Origin of the sequence: Microbulbifer discodermiae (genome assembly GCF_040742695.1) — a bacterium.
In the GTDB taxonomy this organism is placed as follows: domain Bacteria; phylum Pseudomonadota; class Gammaproteobacteria; order Pseudomonadales; family Cellvibrionaceae; genus Microbulbifer.
In genome coordinates this window covers 137,175-152,055 of record NZ_JBFLAB010000003.1, presented here as the reverse complement: position 1 = coordinate 152,055, position 14,881 = coordinate 137,175, and the positions used below count along the sequence as shown (strand labels likewise).

The window sequence follows — 14,881 nt, the reverse complement described above, 5'->3', positions numbered from 1 at the left end:
GGAACAGTTCGCGCCGTGTTTTGCGTTTCTTGATAGTGTATTCGGCTTCGGCGAAGGTCAGTTGGCTCATGATTGAATCTGTGTATGTTGGAAATGGGGTAAATTATGCCAGACTGGAGCAGTTTTTCAGAGGTTCCCTAGTATATGCAGATTAATAAAAATCACGCCTCATTAATTTGCAATTATAACAGTTCTCAATATTCTTAGTTGCGATCTGACCACTGTTTTGCCAACCCCAGCCTCTGAATTCCAAAATCCACATAGAGCTGATCCAAAATAGCTTCGGCTTTACTGTCTCCAGGATAGCGAAAACTTTCCGGCGTCCGCTCTATAAGCTCCAACAGTCTGGAAGCCAGTATCGTTACAGATTTCCCTGGCGTTGACGTGCTACCTGCCCGTTGGGCTTGGTCGCAGGATGAATTCTCCAAGACTGCCTGCTCCTGTCGCATCAGGCGGGATTCAAATGTGCTGGGTACCAGCAATCCAACGTCTATACCAAATGGCTCCAATTCCAAGCGCAGGCTTTCGAACAATCTCTCCAGCGCTGCTTTGCTTGCCGCATAAAGCCCATCGGAGGGCAGGCTGACATGTGCCGACAGAGAGCTGGTTGCCCAAATTTGTGCTTCTCCCTGCTCCCGCATAAGAGGGAGAACTTCCTGCAGGCATCGTAAAACGGAAAAAAAATTAGTATCGAATAGACGCTTTGCATCTTTCAAAGGATGTTCTTCTATTGTTGAACAATGGTGCTCTCCGGCATTAAAAATCAGCGCCTTCAAACTAAAACCATCGTTGAGCATGGCAGTAAGCTTTTCTTGCAGTACTTCACCACAATCATGGCGATTTAAGTCAAGCTGCAAAATATGCAGTGCTCTATTCTCAGAAACAGTGGAATTTTTAAAGCTGCTTTTACTGCGCACAATCGCCAGAACATGGTAACCAGCAGTCAATGCTTGTTTTGTCAGCTCGGCACCCAAACCACTGGCGGCACCGGTGACAACCATCAATGGCTTCATCAGTTTATCACTCACTGTCACAATATTAATTTTCGCTCGCTGCACACAGCAAAACTTACCCAGAGTTTACGCCATCAAATGGCACTACCCCTAAAAAGGAATTCCCCAAAAAACTGCGGGTGGCCATTGGCCACCCGCGAACAAGACAAACAAGTTGTCAATCACAATGCTGTTACAAACTTACCTAAAAATAGATGTAGGTAAACTTCACACCAAATTCCCGGTAGTGGGGACGAAGCCGAATTCCCGCGGCACCGAAATTATCCGCAGTACCTGTATAGTAGTCTCCATCCAGCGCATTTTTGACAAATGCCGACACGCGGTAATTATCCGTCTCCAGGCCAGCGCTTAAGTTGAGCACATCATAGCTATCAATTTGATAGGGAAATTCCGGCAGGTTGAACGGATCGCCATTGACTGTCTGACCAACCAGCGAGCCAACCCCCTCAATATCACTAACCGTTTCATCGGTATAGGCCCACTGGGCACGCACATAGGGGTCCATTCCACCGACGTTAAAGCGATACTCCAGGGCTGTGTTGAATGTCCATTCCGGCGTGCGCGGCAGCGGCTGGCCAGATACATCCACTACGTTCGGCAAGCCGTTGGTCTCGCCTTTCAATACGGCATCCTGATAGTCATCAAACTGTGCGTCGATATAGCCCAGGCCCACCGACCAGGTTAGCCCTTCAGTCAGCAGTGCCAGCATTTCCAGCTCAACCCCTTCAGCACTGGCTTCATTGGCATTTTGCGTGGTTGAAATATCCGAGCCGATATCAGTCGGATCTTCCAGACGACTGGTCTGTACCTGGAAGTCATCCCATCTCAGCGCAAATATGGCGCCCGACAGATTCACACGACCATCCAAGAGAGAACTCTTAAAACCTAATTCGTAGTTAATGAGCTCTTCGGGATCAAATTCTGCCCCCTCGGTCCTGGAGCCACCTGTCACGTCTGTTCCACCCGCTTTATAGCCCTTGGAAACGCTGCCATAGAGGGTCAGATCATCAGTGGGTATATAACGCAGCACTACCCGCGGAGAAAAGTCGCTAAACTCCACAGTATCTTTTACCGGTACAGGCCTGGCGACAAGATCAATTTCGCTGGCAGTGACTTTATCCCGCGAGTAACGCCCGCCCAGGGTCAGGTCAAACTGGTCGTTTAAGTGCCATACCATTTCGCCGAATACTGCCGAGCTCTCGTAATCGAACTCCTGTATATTACTGTTGATAAATCCCAGTGGCACTGCTGCATTAGGGTCGTCTTTCGGCAAAATCTGGATCTGATTATTGCGATCCAGCTCATCTTTTACGTAATAGAGACCTGCTGTCCAGTCGACGGTATTTTCACCGGCGGACTGCAAGCGAAATTCCTGGCTGATCGAGTCGCCAGCGTAGTCATTCACCCGGCGAAGCGGCAAGGGGCCAAAGGTAAATGGAATGCCATCCAGGTCAGCAACACGGTCGAAAGAGCTATCAAGCCAACCTGTAATTGACTTGAATGTCATGTTCTCCAGTTCCCAAGTCAATCGTGCATTGACGACTGTGAACTCTTTTTCATTGAGTTCGCGGGTATCGCGATCGATGCGGGTTTTGTTTTCGGGGTAAAATCCCTGACCTGAATCAACGGCATCATGCGCCCCGATACCAAAAATCGATTGGGTGTCCAGGTCAACTACCCCTGACGGAATACTGATATCCCCACCCTCGTCTTCCTGGGTATGGGTCACGCTTAGATCGAGGGTGATGTCATCGGTTGGCAAAGCCCGGATGGACACGCGCCCCGTCGTATACTCATAAAACGGGTCGTTACCCAGAGGGTTCACATTCTTGATAGGCGTATCGGACTCGTCGTAACCCAGTACGGCACGCGCCATTAGCTTGTCACTAATGGGAACGTTTATCACCGTTTCAGCGCCTTTGCTGCCGAAATTGCCGGCTTTTACTGAACCTTCAAAAAGGAACTGGTCGTCGGGCTTTTTGGTGGTGATATTGAGTGCACCACCGACTGCATTGCGGCCAAAGTAGGTGCCCTGCGGCCCCCGCAGGACTTCGATACGCTCCACGTCCTGCAACTGTGGGTTGATAGTGCCCTGAGCCACGCTGCCAACGGAAAGCTCATCAATATAGTAGCCAATGGAGTTGGCGGTGGAGATACCGTCCAGGGTGATATTGCTGACACCGCGGATACTGATGTTGATGCTGCGACTTCCGCCCTCTCCATCCTCGGAGAATGCCACATTGGGCGTTACCGCCAGGTAGTCGGAAGCAGAAGTAATATTCGCCTTTTCGATGGATTCAGAGGTAAAGGCTGAAACACTGATAGGCACATCCTGAAGTGATTCCTCTCTCCGCTGCGCGGTGACAACCACCTCTTCCAAGGCGAGCTGTTTGGTATCAGTGTCGCTTTGAGCAAGACCGACACTAGAGCCCAATGCCATTATCGCCGCGGCCAATGGACTCAAAGATCTCCCATTGATCATCTTGTAACGCCTCCTCTCATTATTAACTTATCGGGGCTCAGGTCTTCTCATAAAGCGAGGATTGGCTTATAGCCAGAACATATACCACCCAAACCGGAACTCAATATAATCCCATTAATAATCACCGGTCAACAGATTTAACCCCCTTTTTTTACATTAATCTTCGTCATAATAAGTGACTATCTTGTCAATATTGTAGTTAAACTGGACTTTTCGCCCATTCTTTTAAGAATGCCATGAGAACGATTAATCCCATTAAGCAAATTATACTCATAGAATTTAATGCTATCGGGTATGCCGATATGCTTGATACCGCTCCAGTAAACGGCCAATCTGAGCACCAGGGCATCAGGGGGAGACCCAAGAAAAAACCGAGTTGCGCCCAGCGTTCCGGGCACCCGGCATCCGTTACGAGAAGCCGGCTTTGTATTCGCCCCGCAACCGATGATCAATGGGCCTATGGCACCGCAGGTGTAGCTACTGACCCGACAACTAAATAAGTTGCCAGGTTAATGTCCGGCTACTGAAAGAGGCTTTTCCAACAGGAGGCAGTCCGGAACAGCGATATTCAGGGCGCAACTTATGCCTGTAACTGCATGATTTGCTGAGGAAAACTCAGGGATATTATTGTTCCTTTCGACGCGGATGATGACCCCTATGAAGGCTGGGGTCAGACTGCAAGGGGCCGGGCTCACCACAACAGATGACCCGATATTTGCGCGCCAGGGCCATCGGGCTTCAATCACTCACGCACCAAATTGCAGGGAGCGATTGGAGATCCCGCAAAAGGGCACTGCCTGGGGAGAGAGTACTAGTCGAAGTGGCGGCGATTCAGATTGAGCATCTCCTTAGCCAGACTGCAGGCGGACTTGGCCTCACCCGAAGCGATGGCCAGGGCGATCTGGTAGTGGCGCTCCAAATCGGCTTGACTGACCTCTTCCGTCTGGGCCTCACCTTGTTTCACATGCGCCCGTAAATAGGTTGAAATGGCGTGCTTGAAGTGAGTAAGCACCGAATTGTGCGAGGCTTTTAGCACTGCGGTGTGAAATTCAATATCCGCCTCTATGCGCTTTTGCAGATCCTCTCCGCAGTTGGCCATGGCATCGTAAGCCGACAAAATGTTTGAAATATCTTCCCGGGTTGCCCGCTTCGCCGCCAGTTCTGCGGCTTTGGGCTCAATAATATGACGCAACTCTATGAGATCGAGCATAAATTCGCGGGTAGCCGTATCCGGGTCTGCATGCCATGCCAGCACGTCTGGATCGAGCATATTCCACTCGTCCCTGGGGCGCACCTTGGTACCACTGCGGGGAGCTGTGGACAACAAGCCTTTTCCGGATAGCACCTTTACAGTTTCTCGCAATGCGTTGCGACCCACGCCCAAATTAGCCGCTAGATCCTGTTCGATGGCTAATGTGCTCCCCTCAGCGTAGGTCCCGTTGGCAATCCTCCGGCCGAGGGTATGCACGGCCGCGTTCACCTGTCCCCGGGTGTTTTTACGCGAGATCTCTTCGGTTTCCATTATGTTCCTTGTTAAGAATATTTAGCCCTCAAGATTCTACCCAAAATCTACTATTTAATCTAATCAACAGCCAAATAATGGGCTTATAGCCATATTGACCAAATCTTTTATACCAGTCGACCATCTAAACCGAGCTGCCATCTGCTTTGAAATAGATTAAAAATTAACCAAAATAAGCAGATTCTGCTGCCTATATGAACCAAATCCTTATACTCCTTACCTACTAATTACCTAACTGGCTTTTTGAGTGTTTGACAATTAATGGGGTTATTGATAGCTTGTGGCTCCCTAAGGCTACTAGGATAGCCAGGGCAGCAGAAACAGGAACTCATAAAATTTTGACCCCGCTAAGCGTGGGGAGTGGAGAGGGGGTTAAATGGCGGATTACGATGTCATTATTGCGGGTGGCGGCCACAACGGCCTGATATGTGCCTCACTGCTGGTAAAGAATGGCCTCAAAGTACTGGTAGCTGAGCGCAACGACTGGGTTGGAGGTGGAGCCTTGACCCGGGAATTGACCCTGCCGGGTTTCAAGCATGATCCTTTTGGCTCCTCCCATGTCTGGATTCATCTGAATCCAGATTTCAAGGAACTGAAACCTGAACTTGAGAAACACGGCCTAAAATACATCTGGTCCGAGGACCAGATCACAGGTCACCCCAATAAATACGAAGGACAGGGAATCGTAGTCTATAAGGACGTGGACAAGACCTGCGATACCATCGCCGAGTACTCCAAAAATGATGCCCGCCGTTACCGCGAAATTTACCAGGAGTTTGGTGAGATTCAGGATGGCGTAATCAAGGGAATGTTCTCCCCACCGGCGCCTCCAAGCTATATGTATCAAGGCCTGGAGAACAACCCCGAGGGCTTAAAGCGCCTGCGGGACTACCAGCTCAGCTCCCGCCAGTTCACCCTGGAAAACTTTGAAAACGACCATGTTCGCGCCTTTATTCTGGGGTGGGCTATGGCACCTCAGACCCTGCCGGATCAATTGGGCACCGCCGCCGGCTTCTACGTGATGATCCCCAGTATTCACTACTATGGCCAGTCCATCCCCGAGGGCGGCAGTGGCATGCTGTCTGAGTCCATGCGCCGCTATATTGAGGCCAATGGCAGCACTGTTCTGACCGGCGCAACCCTGGACAAATTCATTACCGAAAACAATGAGTGTAAGGGCATCCGCCTGGAAGATGGCCGTGAAATATTCGCCCGCCAGGGTGTAGTCAGTGCTCTGGATCCTTTCCAGACCTACTTAAAGGGATTCGAAGACAATGAACTCCCCAGCGGTTTCAAACAAATGGTGCGCAATTTTAGCTTTGGCGACATCACGATTGCCCGAGTGCATTACGCCCTGAATGAAGCGCCCCATTTTAAGGGCGGTGCGGATATGAACGCGACCGCCTTTCAGCGCATGTTTGGAACCGTTGCCGACATCGACAAGCAGTACCGGGAAATCGCCGCCGGGCAGGTGCCCAGCGATCCGTTCTTGTGGACCGCCGCCTGGACACAAATGGACCCCACCCGCGCCCCAGACGGCAAGCACACGCTGATTATGGACACCTTCGTGCCGGTGGATCTCGCCAGTGGTGAAAACTGGGAGAAGATCGGCGCTGACTACTGCCGCAACACCTTACTGTCCCAGTTGCGGAACTACACCACCAATATGACCGACGACAATATCCTGGCGGAGTATGTGGAGACAGGGCCGAGCCTGGCGAGAGCCAATCTTTGTTTCCATCGCGGCGTCACTACCGGCGGTGAGAGAACGCTGGCGCAGATGGGCGCCTTTCGCCCCTTCCCCAATTACGCCGACTACCGTGGCCCGGTGAAGAAATTCTATATGACCGGGCCTTCCTGCCATCCCGGGGGTGGTATTTGCGGTATGGGCACCATTGCCGCCAACGAGATTCTGCTGGATCTCGGTATCAAACAAGAAGACGACGATTTTGCTTTTTAAGCACAGGGCTAAACAAATATGACACAGAAGAAAGTGGATCCATATACGGCGCTGATCATTCAGCCCGAAGTAAATGTGGTAAATGACCGCGAAGGCATCCAGCTGAACCTGGACCGAGTGAAAAACCTGATCCATTTTGGCGTGGGTTATCACTGGGAAGTGCCGGTTCGCCTGGTGATTCTGCCCGAGTATTTTATGCAGGGTGTGGGCACACCGGGCAAAGGTGAAAGCAAGATTTCCGACCAGATGAAGAAAGCGGTGACCATCCCCGGTCCGGAAATTGATCAACTCGGCGAGATTGCCAAGGAATACGGCCTCTACATTTGCGGTGGCGGTGTGGTGGAACAGGTTGCGGAATTTCCGGACCGCTGGTTTAACACCAATTTTATTGTGGGCCCCACCGGCGAAGTGGTATTGAAATACCACAAGTGGCATATCAACGCTTCACTGGGATTGGGAACCAGTCCGCACGATATCTTTGACGAATACTGCGAACACTTCGGCGGCGGCATCAAAGACCTGTTCCCGGTAATTGATACCGAAATAGGCAAGCTGGGTACCATGACCTGCCACGATGGCTGTACCCCCGAAGTCTCCAGGGCATTGGGCTATAACGGCGCAGAGGTCATTTGTCACCCGGGCGCCATACAGGAGTTCGAAGGGGTTTCAGAACCCTGGGATTTCTGGCGTTTTACCCGTCGTACCCGGGCCCACGACAATATGTGCTACCTGCTTGGTGCCAACTGGGGCAGCGTAAACTACGACTACTACCCGAAAGCATTCTGCCCGGGGCACTCCTTCGCCATCGACTATACCGGCATGATGCTGCGCGAGGCACCCTACCCCAATGAGCAGGTGTTAGCGGTCCCCATCGATATCGAAGCGCTGCGCATGTACCGGACCAAAACCAATCACAACTGCTGGATTGACGTGCGTACCGAAGGCTTTCGGGAGATGTATACCAATTCCATTTATCCACCCAACCGCTTCCCTTCCGGAAAACCCCCGAAAGCGCTGGTGGAAAAAATTTCCATATGCAAGGAAGTGTTCGACGACCTCTACGCCCGCGGGCAATTTACACCACCGGCGGGGATGGAGCCCGGACAGGTATCAGAGTTGCTGCAGAAGCGTATTGACTACGCACAGTCGACTGGGCGACTCAAAAAAACCTAAGAGGTCATTATGAAAGTCAAAAGTAAACTGGCGGATATAGATTTTGAGTTCGGTCATTTCGAATACAAGAAAGACCACCTGATTATCCACAGCCATCCGGATCAAGCCATGCAGAGCCGGGTATACGTGAGCCCCGATGATGTGGTGTCCGCATTGGGCAAGGCGCTGAAGGTTCCCATGGTGTGGCTATACCTGTTGGCCTTTCCAGTTTTCCTGATTCGCTATCGTCGACGCAAAGCCATGCGGCAAGCGAGCAATAGCAGCGCCAAGCGTCCGATATCGCAACGTAATAAATAGTCACAGTTTTAGCAGTAGGGTTTTAATCATGACAAAAATGACAGGGGGCGAGGCGATCATTAAGTCCTTGCGTGCCAATGGTGTAGACACCGTCTTCGGACTACCCGGTGGACAGCTGGATTTTCTGTTCGACGCAATGTACAAGGAAGGCGAGGACTTCCGACTCATTCATACCCGTCACGAGCAGGGTACTGCCTATATGGCCTATGGCTATGCCAAATCCACAGGCAAGGTGGGCACCTGTGCTGTAGTGCCTGGGCCGGGACTGCTGAACGCGGCCGGCGCGCTTTGTACAGCCTGGTCAAACTATGCACCGGTTTTGTGTATTTCAGGGCAAATCCCCTCCACCGCTATCGGTAAAGGATATGGGGACTTGCATGAAATCGATGACCAATTGGGTATGATCAGCCATATCACTAAATGGTCCTCGTCGATCGATTACCCGAGTCAGGCACCGGAAAAAATTGCCGAGGCGTTCAAACAACTACAATCCGGTTATCCGCGCCCGGTTGAAGTCGAAATGCCCATGGACATCATGGCATTACAGGCCGAAGTGGAAATTTTACCTGCGGTGACCGGATATATCACCCCGCCGGTGGACGAAGAGCTTGTCGCCGAGGCAACCGAGGTTTTGCGCAATGCGCGCAAGCCGATGATTGTCGTGGGTTCCGGAGCACTGGAAGCCAGTGATGAAATCCAGGCATTGGCGGAAAGGCTGCAGGCACCGGTAATGGCCTGCCGCAGCGGCAAGGGTATCGTATCCAGTGAACATTACCTGAGCGCCAATTTCCCCATGGGACATCGACTCTGGGCGGATACAGACGCGGTGCTGGCAATCGGCACACGGTTAAACTGGCCGCTGACCATGTGGGGCAAGGATGACGACCTTAAATTGATTAGGGTGGATATCGATCCCACACAGATCTCCCGCATATGCAAGCCCGAGGTGGGTATCGTTGGGGACTCAGCACAGGTGGTGCAAGCGCTGCTGGAAAACCTCAAGGATCACCGTTCGGAAAGCCGCGAAGAGGAGCTTGTCGCGCTTAAGACCGCGATCGACGCCGAGATCCGGCAAAAGGTGGGGCCGCAGATGGCCTACCTGGACGTTATCCGCGAAGAGCTGCCCAAAGATGGCATATTCGTCGACGAGGTTACCCAGGTGGGCTTCGTCTCCTGGTATGGTTTCCCCGTATACAAACCCCGCCAGCATATCAGCGCTGGCTACCAGGGCACTCTGGGCTACGGCTATGCCACCGCCCTGGGAGTGATGGCGGGCAATATGGACAAGAAGGTAATCCAAATCAGTGGCGACGGTGGCTTTATGTTCACCATGCAGGAACTGGCAACGGCGGTACAGTACCAGCTGCCACTGGTGACGATCATCTTCAACGACAAGCGCTTCACCAATGTACAGCGCCAGCAGAAGGAGTGGTTTGACGGCCGCGTAATCTGCTCGGACCTGCACAACCCGGACTTCGTGAAAATGGCGGAAAGCTTCGGTGCTGCGGGCTTTAAAGCCTCGGACCCGGAGACTATGCGCCAGGCCATACGCCAGGCCTTTGACCAACGCGGGCCCAGCATCATCGAAGTGGCGATAGATGAATTCTTCCCGGCACCCTGGCCTTTTTTGATGATGCCGCAAAACCGCAAATCCGTTTGCAAATAAACCGGCGTACTGCACGAGGCTAAATTATGAGTAAACTCGAACCGGTATCCGGGGTACTGAAACTGGCTCCCTACAAGCAGGGGCAAAGCCAGATAGACGGGGTCAGCAACCCCATCAAGTTATCCTCAAACGAGTCATCCCATGGGCCGTCGCCAAGGGCCTTGGAAGCTTACCAGGATGCTGCGGCGACGCTGAACCGCTACCCGGACGGCAGCCAGTATGAACTGCGCCATGCCATAGCCGAAGTGCACAACCTGGATGCTGACAAAATTATTTGCGGCAACGGCTCAGACGAGCTGATTCAACTGATGGTGCGAACCTATGTGCGCCCCGGGGATCAGGCGCTGCTCAGTGAAAACGGCTTTATTATGAGCAACATTCACTGCGTTGCCCAGGGTGCCGAATTGGTGATCGCACCGGAAAAAGACTACCGGGTGGATGTGGACGCATTGCTGGAGCGGGTTACGGAAAAAACCCGCTTTTGCACCATCGCCAATCCCAACAATCCCACCGGAACCTTTATCAGCGGCTCCGAGTTAAGGCGACTGCACGCCGGCTTGCCTGAAAGTTGTCTTCTGTTGATCGACGATGCCTACGCCGAGTATGTATGGGATGAAAGCTATGAAGACGGTTCGTCACTGGTAGAAGAGTTCGAAAATGTCGTGATGACGCGAACATTCTCAAAAATATACGGCTTGCCGTCTTTGCGTATTGGATGGGCGTATTGTCCGGAGTCCGTTGTCAGGTCTGCAGGGAGAATTCGCACACCATTCAATACCAACGGACCGGCTCTGGCAGCAGCAAAGGCAGCGATCAAAGATGTAGAGTTTACAGCCCGGATAAAGGACCACAATAAAGTGTCCCTAATTCATATTAGAGAAGCAGTTGGTGCTATGGGTATAGAGATTATTCCCAGTCAAACTAACTTCTATCTGATGAAATTCCCGGAATCCCAGGGTAAAAGCGGATCAGATGCAGCAGCTTTTCTGCAATCCCGGGGAATAATACCCAGGCCGGCCGGGGGATCGGATCAATATCTGAGAATCAGCGTTGGCCTGGACCAGGAGAACCAAGCGGTTTTATCCGCTTTGGCAGACTATATGCGAGCCTAAGCAAATGCAGCACGAGATCTCAGAGAAAACTCAGCGGCGTTTACAACAACACCAGGGGAGTTTGGTTAACGGTCAGTGGCTTTGCTCAGAGCAGATTCTGCCGGTAGTCAACCCCAGTGATGGGGAAGCCATCTCCCAGTACTATCCGGCAACTACGACAGATGTGGATAGCGCCGTGGCGGCTGCCAGAAAGGCTTTTGACGAGCAGCGCTGGACGGGTCTAAGCAGCACTGCCAGAGCCAAAGTACTGTGGAAGCTGGCGGACTTGATGGATGAGCATGCCGAGCAGCTGGCTGAATTGGAAATGCTGGATGGGGGGAAATTATATCTCTCCACCAAAAATGGTGAAGTGCCTTTTGCTGCCGAGTGCTTTCGCTACTACGCAGGCTGGTGCACCAAGCTCGAAGGGGACAGCAAGAGTCTTTCCGGAGCCCCTGATTCCGAGTTTCATGTCTATACGCGGCGCGAACCGGTCGGTGTGGCTGCACTCATCGTGCCCTGGAATGGCCCACTGGTACAAGCGTGCTGGAAACTGGCACCGGCGTTGGCGGCCGGTTGCAGTTGCATCATCAAACCCGCCGAGGAAACCCCTCTTTCCACCATGCTGCTGGGTGAGCTGATGATGGAGGCGGGTATTCCGTCAGGAGTGGTCAATATCGTTTTGGGGGATGGCGTCACCATTGGCCACCACCTAGCGGCACACAGGGATGTGGATAAGGTCTCCTTCACAGGCTCCACCGAAGTGGGGAAAAAAATAGTCGAAGCCGCCAAGGGTAACCTGAAGAAGGTATCCCTGGAGTTGGGCGGCAAGTCGCCCATGATCGTTTTTGCCGACGCGGATGTTGAAGCGGCAGCCCAGGGCGCTATCGAAGCCATCTTCTCCAATGCGGGACAGGTTTGCGTGGCAGCTTCGCGCCTTTATGTCCACCGCGATATCTACCCGGAGCTTATTGCCAAAATCAAGCATCGCGCGGAGTCACTGGTTGTTGGTGATGCCTGTGATACCGACACCCAAATGGGCCCATTAATCTCAGCGCGACAGCTCAATTCGGTAAAACAAAAGATCGATGCGGGCCTGGCCGAGGGCGCGAGCTTGTTGTGCGGCGGCCAGGTTCTGGAAACACAGGGTGGCTACTATATCAGTCCAACAGTATTTACCGAGGTCAACGCGGATATGAGCCTGGTTCGTGAAGAAATTTTCGGACCTGTATTGACCGTCTTACCGTTTAGCGATGACGACGACATTATTGCACTGGCCAACGACAGCGACTATGGCCTGGCAGCCAGTGTATGGACCGCTGATGTCAGTCGCGCCCACAGAACTGCGGCGGCGATAAAAGCGGGGTTACTCTGGGTGAATTGCCACGGCATTCCGGATATGGCGGTTCCCTTTGGGGGATATAAACAATCGGGCTGGGGACGGGAGAATGGACACCAAGCCCTGCTGCAATATACAGAACTTAAATCGGTAGTTGTCCGTCTGTAACAACGAGGTGAAATATGCAAGAATCCTGGCGCTGGTTTGGCCCCAAGGATCCGGTAAGCCTGGAGAATATTGTTCAGGCAGGGGCCTCCCATGTGGTTACTTCCCTCCATCACTTGGATATTGGCGAAGCTTGGCCCCTGGAGGAAATCGCGCAGCGCAAAGCTGAAATCGAGAAAAGTGGCCTGAGCTGGAATGTGGTGGAAAGCGTTCCACTACACAATGATATCAAGCTGTGGCGCGGTGACTATCAACAGTATATCGAAGCTTATAAACAGACGCTGATCAACCTGGCAAAAGCCGGCATCAATACCGTTTGCTACAACTTTATGCCCGTGGTTGACTGGACCCGGACCAACCTGAACTACAAACTTGACAACGAAAGCTATGCGCTCCAGTTTCGTATGGACGATTTTATCGCCTACGATGTCTATGTTCTAAAAAGGGAAGGCGTCAAAGCGGATTATACCGCCGAGCAGTTGAGCGCAGCTGAAGCGCGCTTTGGCTCCATGACCCAGCAAGAGATTGACCTGCTGGAGGCAAACATTATCGCCGGGCTGCCCGGTGGTGCAGAGGGGTTCGATCGCGAAGGCATTCGCGCCGCTATTGCGGAGTACAAGGATGTAGACAATCAAAGCTTCCAGCGGAATTTGTTTTCCTTCCTTTCCGATGTGGTACCTACCGCGGAGAAGCATGGCGTCAGGCTCTGTATTCACCCTGATGACCCACCCTTTTCTCTGTTCGGACTGCCTCGTGTGGTTTCTACCGCCGACGACGCCAGGGCGCTGCTGAATGCGGTACAGAGCCCCAGCAATGGATTGACACTCTGCGCAGGCTCCTACGGCTCCAGGGGCGACAACGATCTGGTAGCCATGGTGGAGGAGTTTGGCCGGCAGATTCACTTTGTCCATTTGCGCAATGTCAGCCGACAGCCGGATGGTTCCTTTTATGAGTCAGAGCACCTGAAAGGTGACAACGACATGTTTGCCCTGACAAAGGCACTGCTCCTGGAAGAGCGCCGCCGGCAGGAAGAGGGACTTGAAAACAGCCAGATTCCTATGCGGCCTGACCACGGTCACCTGCTGGGTGACGATATAGGCAAGGACACCAACCCCGGGTATTCCATGCTGGGCCGAATGAAAGGGCTGGCGGAGTTACGCGGCCTTATTTACGCACTGGAACTCAGCTTATGAGTGATGAAGCTTCAAATCCGAAGCTTCCGCGCAATCCCGGCAGTCGGGTTGCGATTATGGGTGAGTGTATGGTTGAGCTGTCCCTGCCCCAGGGACTCACGTCGTCGGCCAGGCTAGCGGCCAGCTTTTCCTACGGCGGCGACACCTTCAACACCGCACTGTATATGGCCCGGCTGGGTGGTCGGGTAGCCTACCTGACCGCTCTGGGTGACGACACCATCAGCGACTGGCTGCTCAGCCAGTGGCAGGCGGAGCGGGTGGACACGGCACTGGTAGAGCGGTTTCCAGGCTCCCTGCCGGGGCTCTATGCCATTGAGACCGACGATGCGGGAGAGCGTTGCTTTCACTATTGGCGCAACCAGGCGCCGGTCAGGCAACTGTTCGACGACCCCGATAGACGGCAACGTATTTTTGACCGATTGGCTGACGCGGATGTGATTTATTTCACGGGCATCAGCATGTCCCTTTTTTCCGATCAATCACTTCAGTACTGGCTGGACTTTCTCACTCACTTCAAGCATTCCGGTGGCGTCATTGCGTTCGACAGCAATTACCGACCGAGACAATGGCCTGATCCCGATCGCGCTCGCCAACTGTTTGCACAGGCCTACTCTCTGGCGGACATAGCTCTGCCAACACTGGAAGACGAAGCTCTGCTTTACCCCGGGGAATCATCCAATTCGCTGATGGAAAGGTTGCGGGCCTACGACGCTTCTGAACTGGTCGTCAAACAGGGGGTAGAGGGGTGCACACTGTTCCATGCCGATATGCAGACACAGTGCCCACTCGAAAACCCCGTCAAAGCGCTCGATACCACGGCGGCTGGGGATTCGTTCAATGCCGGATATTTAATTGGCCGCCTGCGTGGGCTCGATTGCGTGGAAGCGGTATCGCTGGGGCAACAACTGGCGGGCACTGTAGTACAACATCGTGGCGCCATTATACCGATGGCATCAATGCCGACTGCAACTAAGCAATAA

The 14,881-nt window shown here is 52.8% G+C and carries 11 protein-coding genes; 8 read left to right on the top strand and 3 right to left on the bottom strand.

Going from position 1 to position 14,881, the window contains the following annotated elements:
- Positions 1–203: 203 nt before the first annotated feature.
- The 3 genes from AB1S50_RS02060 to AB1S50_RS02050 all read right to left on the bottom strand — a co-directional run bounded on the left by AB1S50_RS02060 (position 204) and on the right by AB1S50_RS02050 (position 5,017).
- The gene (locus AB1S50_RS02060) at positions 204–1,058 is read right to left on the bottom strand and encodes an SDR family NAD(P)-dependent oxidoreductase (protein WP_367148718.1); all 855 of its coding nucleotides are present in this window, start codon (positions 1,056–1,058) and stop codon (positions 204–206) included.
- A gap of 139 nt (positions 1,059–1,197) precedes the next feature.
- Entirely contained in the window at positions 1,198–3,495 is a 2,298-nt protein-coding gene (locus tag AB1S50_RS02055) for a TonB-dependent receptor (RefSeq protein WP_367148717.1), read from the bottom strand.
- An 811-nt stretch (positions 3,496–4,306) separates the two neighbouring features.
- Positions 4,307–5,017, bottom strand: coding sequence for a FadR/GntR family transcriptional regulator (locus AB1S50_RS02050; protein WP_367148716.1), 711 nt, complete (start codon positions 5,015–5,017; stop codon positions 4,307–4,309).
- A 376-nt stretch (positions 5,018–5,393) separates the two neighbouring features.
- On the opposite strand from AB1S50_RS02050, the gene AB1S50_RS02045 reads away from it, so the two are divergent.
- The 8 genes from AB1S50_RS02045 to AB1S50_RS02010 are packed head-to-tail and all read left to right on the top strand — an operon-like array spanning position 5,394 to position 14,881.
- Complete coding sequence (locus tag AB1S50_RS02045; RefSeq protein WP_367148715.1) at positions 5,394–6,977, top strand: phytoene desaturase family protein; 1,584 nt, start codon at positions 5,394–5,396, stop codon at positions 6,975–6,977.
- A gap of 18 nt (positions 6,978–6,995) precedes the next feature.
- Positions 6,996–8,150, top strand: coding sequence for a nitrilase-related carbon-nitrogen hydrolase (locus tag AB1S50_RS02040; protein WP_367148714.1), 1,155 nt, complete (start codon positions 6,996–6,998; stop codon positions 8,148–8,150).
- A gap of 9 nt (positions 8,151–8,159) precedes the next feature.
- Entirely contained in the window at positions 8,160–8,447 is a 288-nt protein-coding gene (locus AB1S50_RS02035; protein ID WP_367148713.1) for a hypothetical protein, read from the top strand.
- Between the two features lie 28 nt (positions 8,448–8,475).
- Positions 8,476–10,113, top strand: a complete 1,638-nt coding sequence (locus AB1S50_RS02030) for a thiamine pyrophosphate-dependent enzyme (protein ID WP_367148712.1) — start codon at positions 8,476–8,478, stop codon at positions 10,111–10,113.
- 26 nt (positions 10,114–10,139) lie between these two features.
- Positions 10,140–11,225, top strand: a complete 1,086-nt coding sequence (locus AB1S50_RS02025) for a pyridoxal phosphate-dependent aminotransferase (protein ID WP_367148711.1) — start codon at positions 10,140–10,142, stop codon at positions 11,223–11,225.
- Positions 11,226–11,229: 4 nt separating this feature from the next.
- A complete protein-coding gene (locus tag AB1S50_RS02020) occupies positions 11,230–12,711 on the top strand; it encodes an aldehyde dehydrogenase family protein (protein ID WP_367148710.1) in 1,482 nt (493 codons plus the stop codon).
- Positions 12,712–12,725: 14 nt separating this feature from the next.
- Entirely contained in the window at positions 12,726–13,901 is a 1,176-nt protein-coding gene (gene uxuA / locus AB1S50_RS02015) for a mannonate dehydratase (protein ID WP_367148709.1), read from the top strand.
- Positions 13,898–14,881 (top strand): sugar kinase, encoded by a 984-nt coding sequence (locus tag AB1S50_RS02010; RefSeq protein ID WP_367148708.1) that lies wholly within the window; start codon positions 13,898–13,900, stop codon positions 14,879–14,881. The genes uxuA and AB1S50_RS02010 overlap by 4 nt, the downstream gene beginning before the upstream one ends.

Coding starts and splice junctions, on each gene's coding strand:
- AB1S50_RS02010 (WP_367148708.1), top strand. CDS start 13,898: ATGAGTGATGAAGCTTCAAATCCGAAGCTTCCGCGCAATCCCGGCAGT.
- AB1S50_RS02035 (WP_367148713.1), top strand. CDS start 8,160: ATGAAAGTCAAAAGTAAACTGGCGGATATAGATTTTGAGTTCGGTCAT.
- AB1S50_RS02050 (WP_367148716.1), bottom strand. CDS start 5,017: ATGGAAACCGAAGAGATCTCGCGTAAAAACACCCGGGGACAGGTGAAC.
- AB1S50_RS02045 (WP_367148715.1), top strand. CDS start 5,394: ATGGCGGATTACGATGTCATTATTGCGGGTGGCGGCCACAACGGCCTG.
- AB1S50_RS02020 (WP_367148710.1), top strand. CDS start 11,230: ATGCAGCACGAGATCTCAGAGAAAACTCAGCGGCGTTTACAACAACAC.
- AB1S50_RS02055 (WP_367148717.1), bottom strand. CDS start 3,495: ATGATCAATGGGAGATCTTTGAGTCCATTGGCCGCGGCGATAATGGCA.
- AB1S50_RS02025 (WP_367148711.1), top strand. CDS start 10,140: ATGAGTAAACTCGAACCGGTATCCGGGGTACTGAAACTGGCTCCCTAC.
- uxuA (WP_367148709.1), top strand. CDS start 12,726: ATGCAAGAATCCTGGCGCTGGTTTGGCCCCAAGGATCCGGTAAGCCTG.
- AB1S50_RS02030 (WP_367148712.1), top strand. CDS start 8,476: ATGACAAAAATGACAGGGGGCGAGGCGATCATTAAGTCCTTGCGTGCC.
- AB1S50_RS02040 (WP_367148714.1), top strand. CDS start 6,996: ATGACACAGAAGAAAGTGGATCCATATACGGCGCTGATCATTCAGCCC.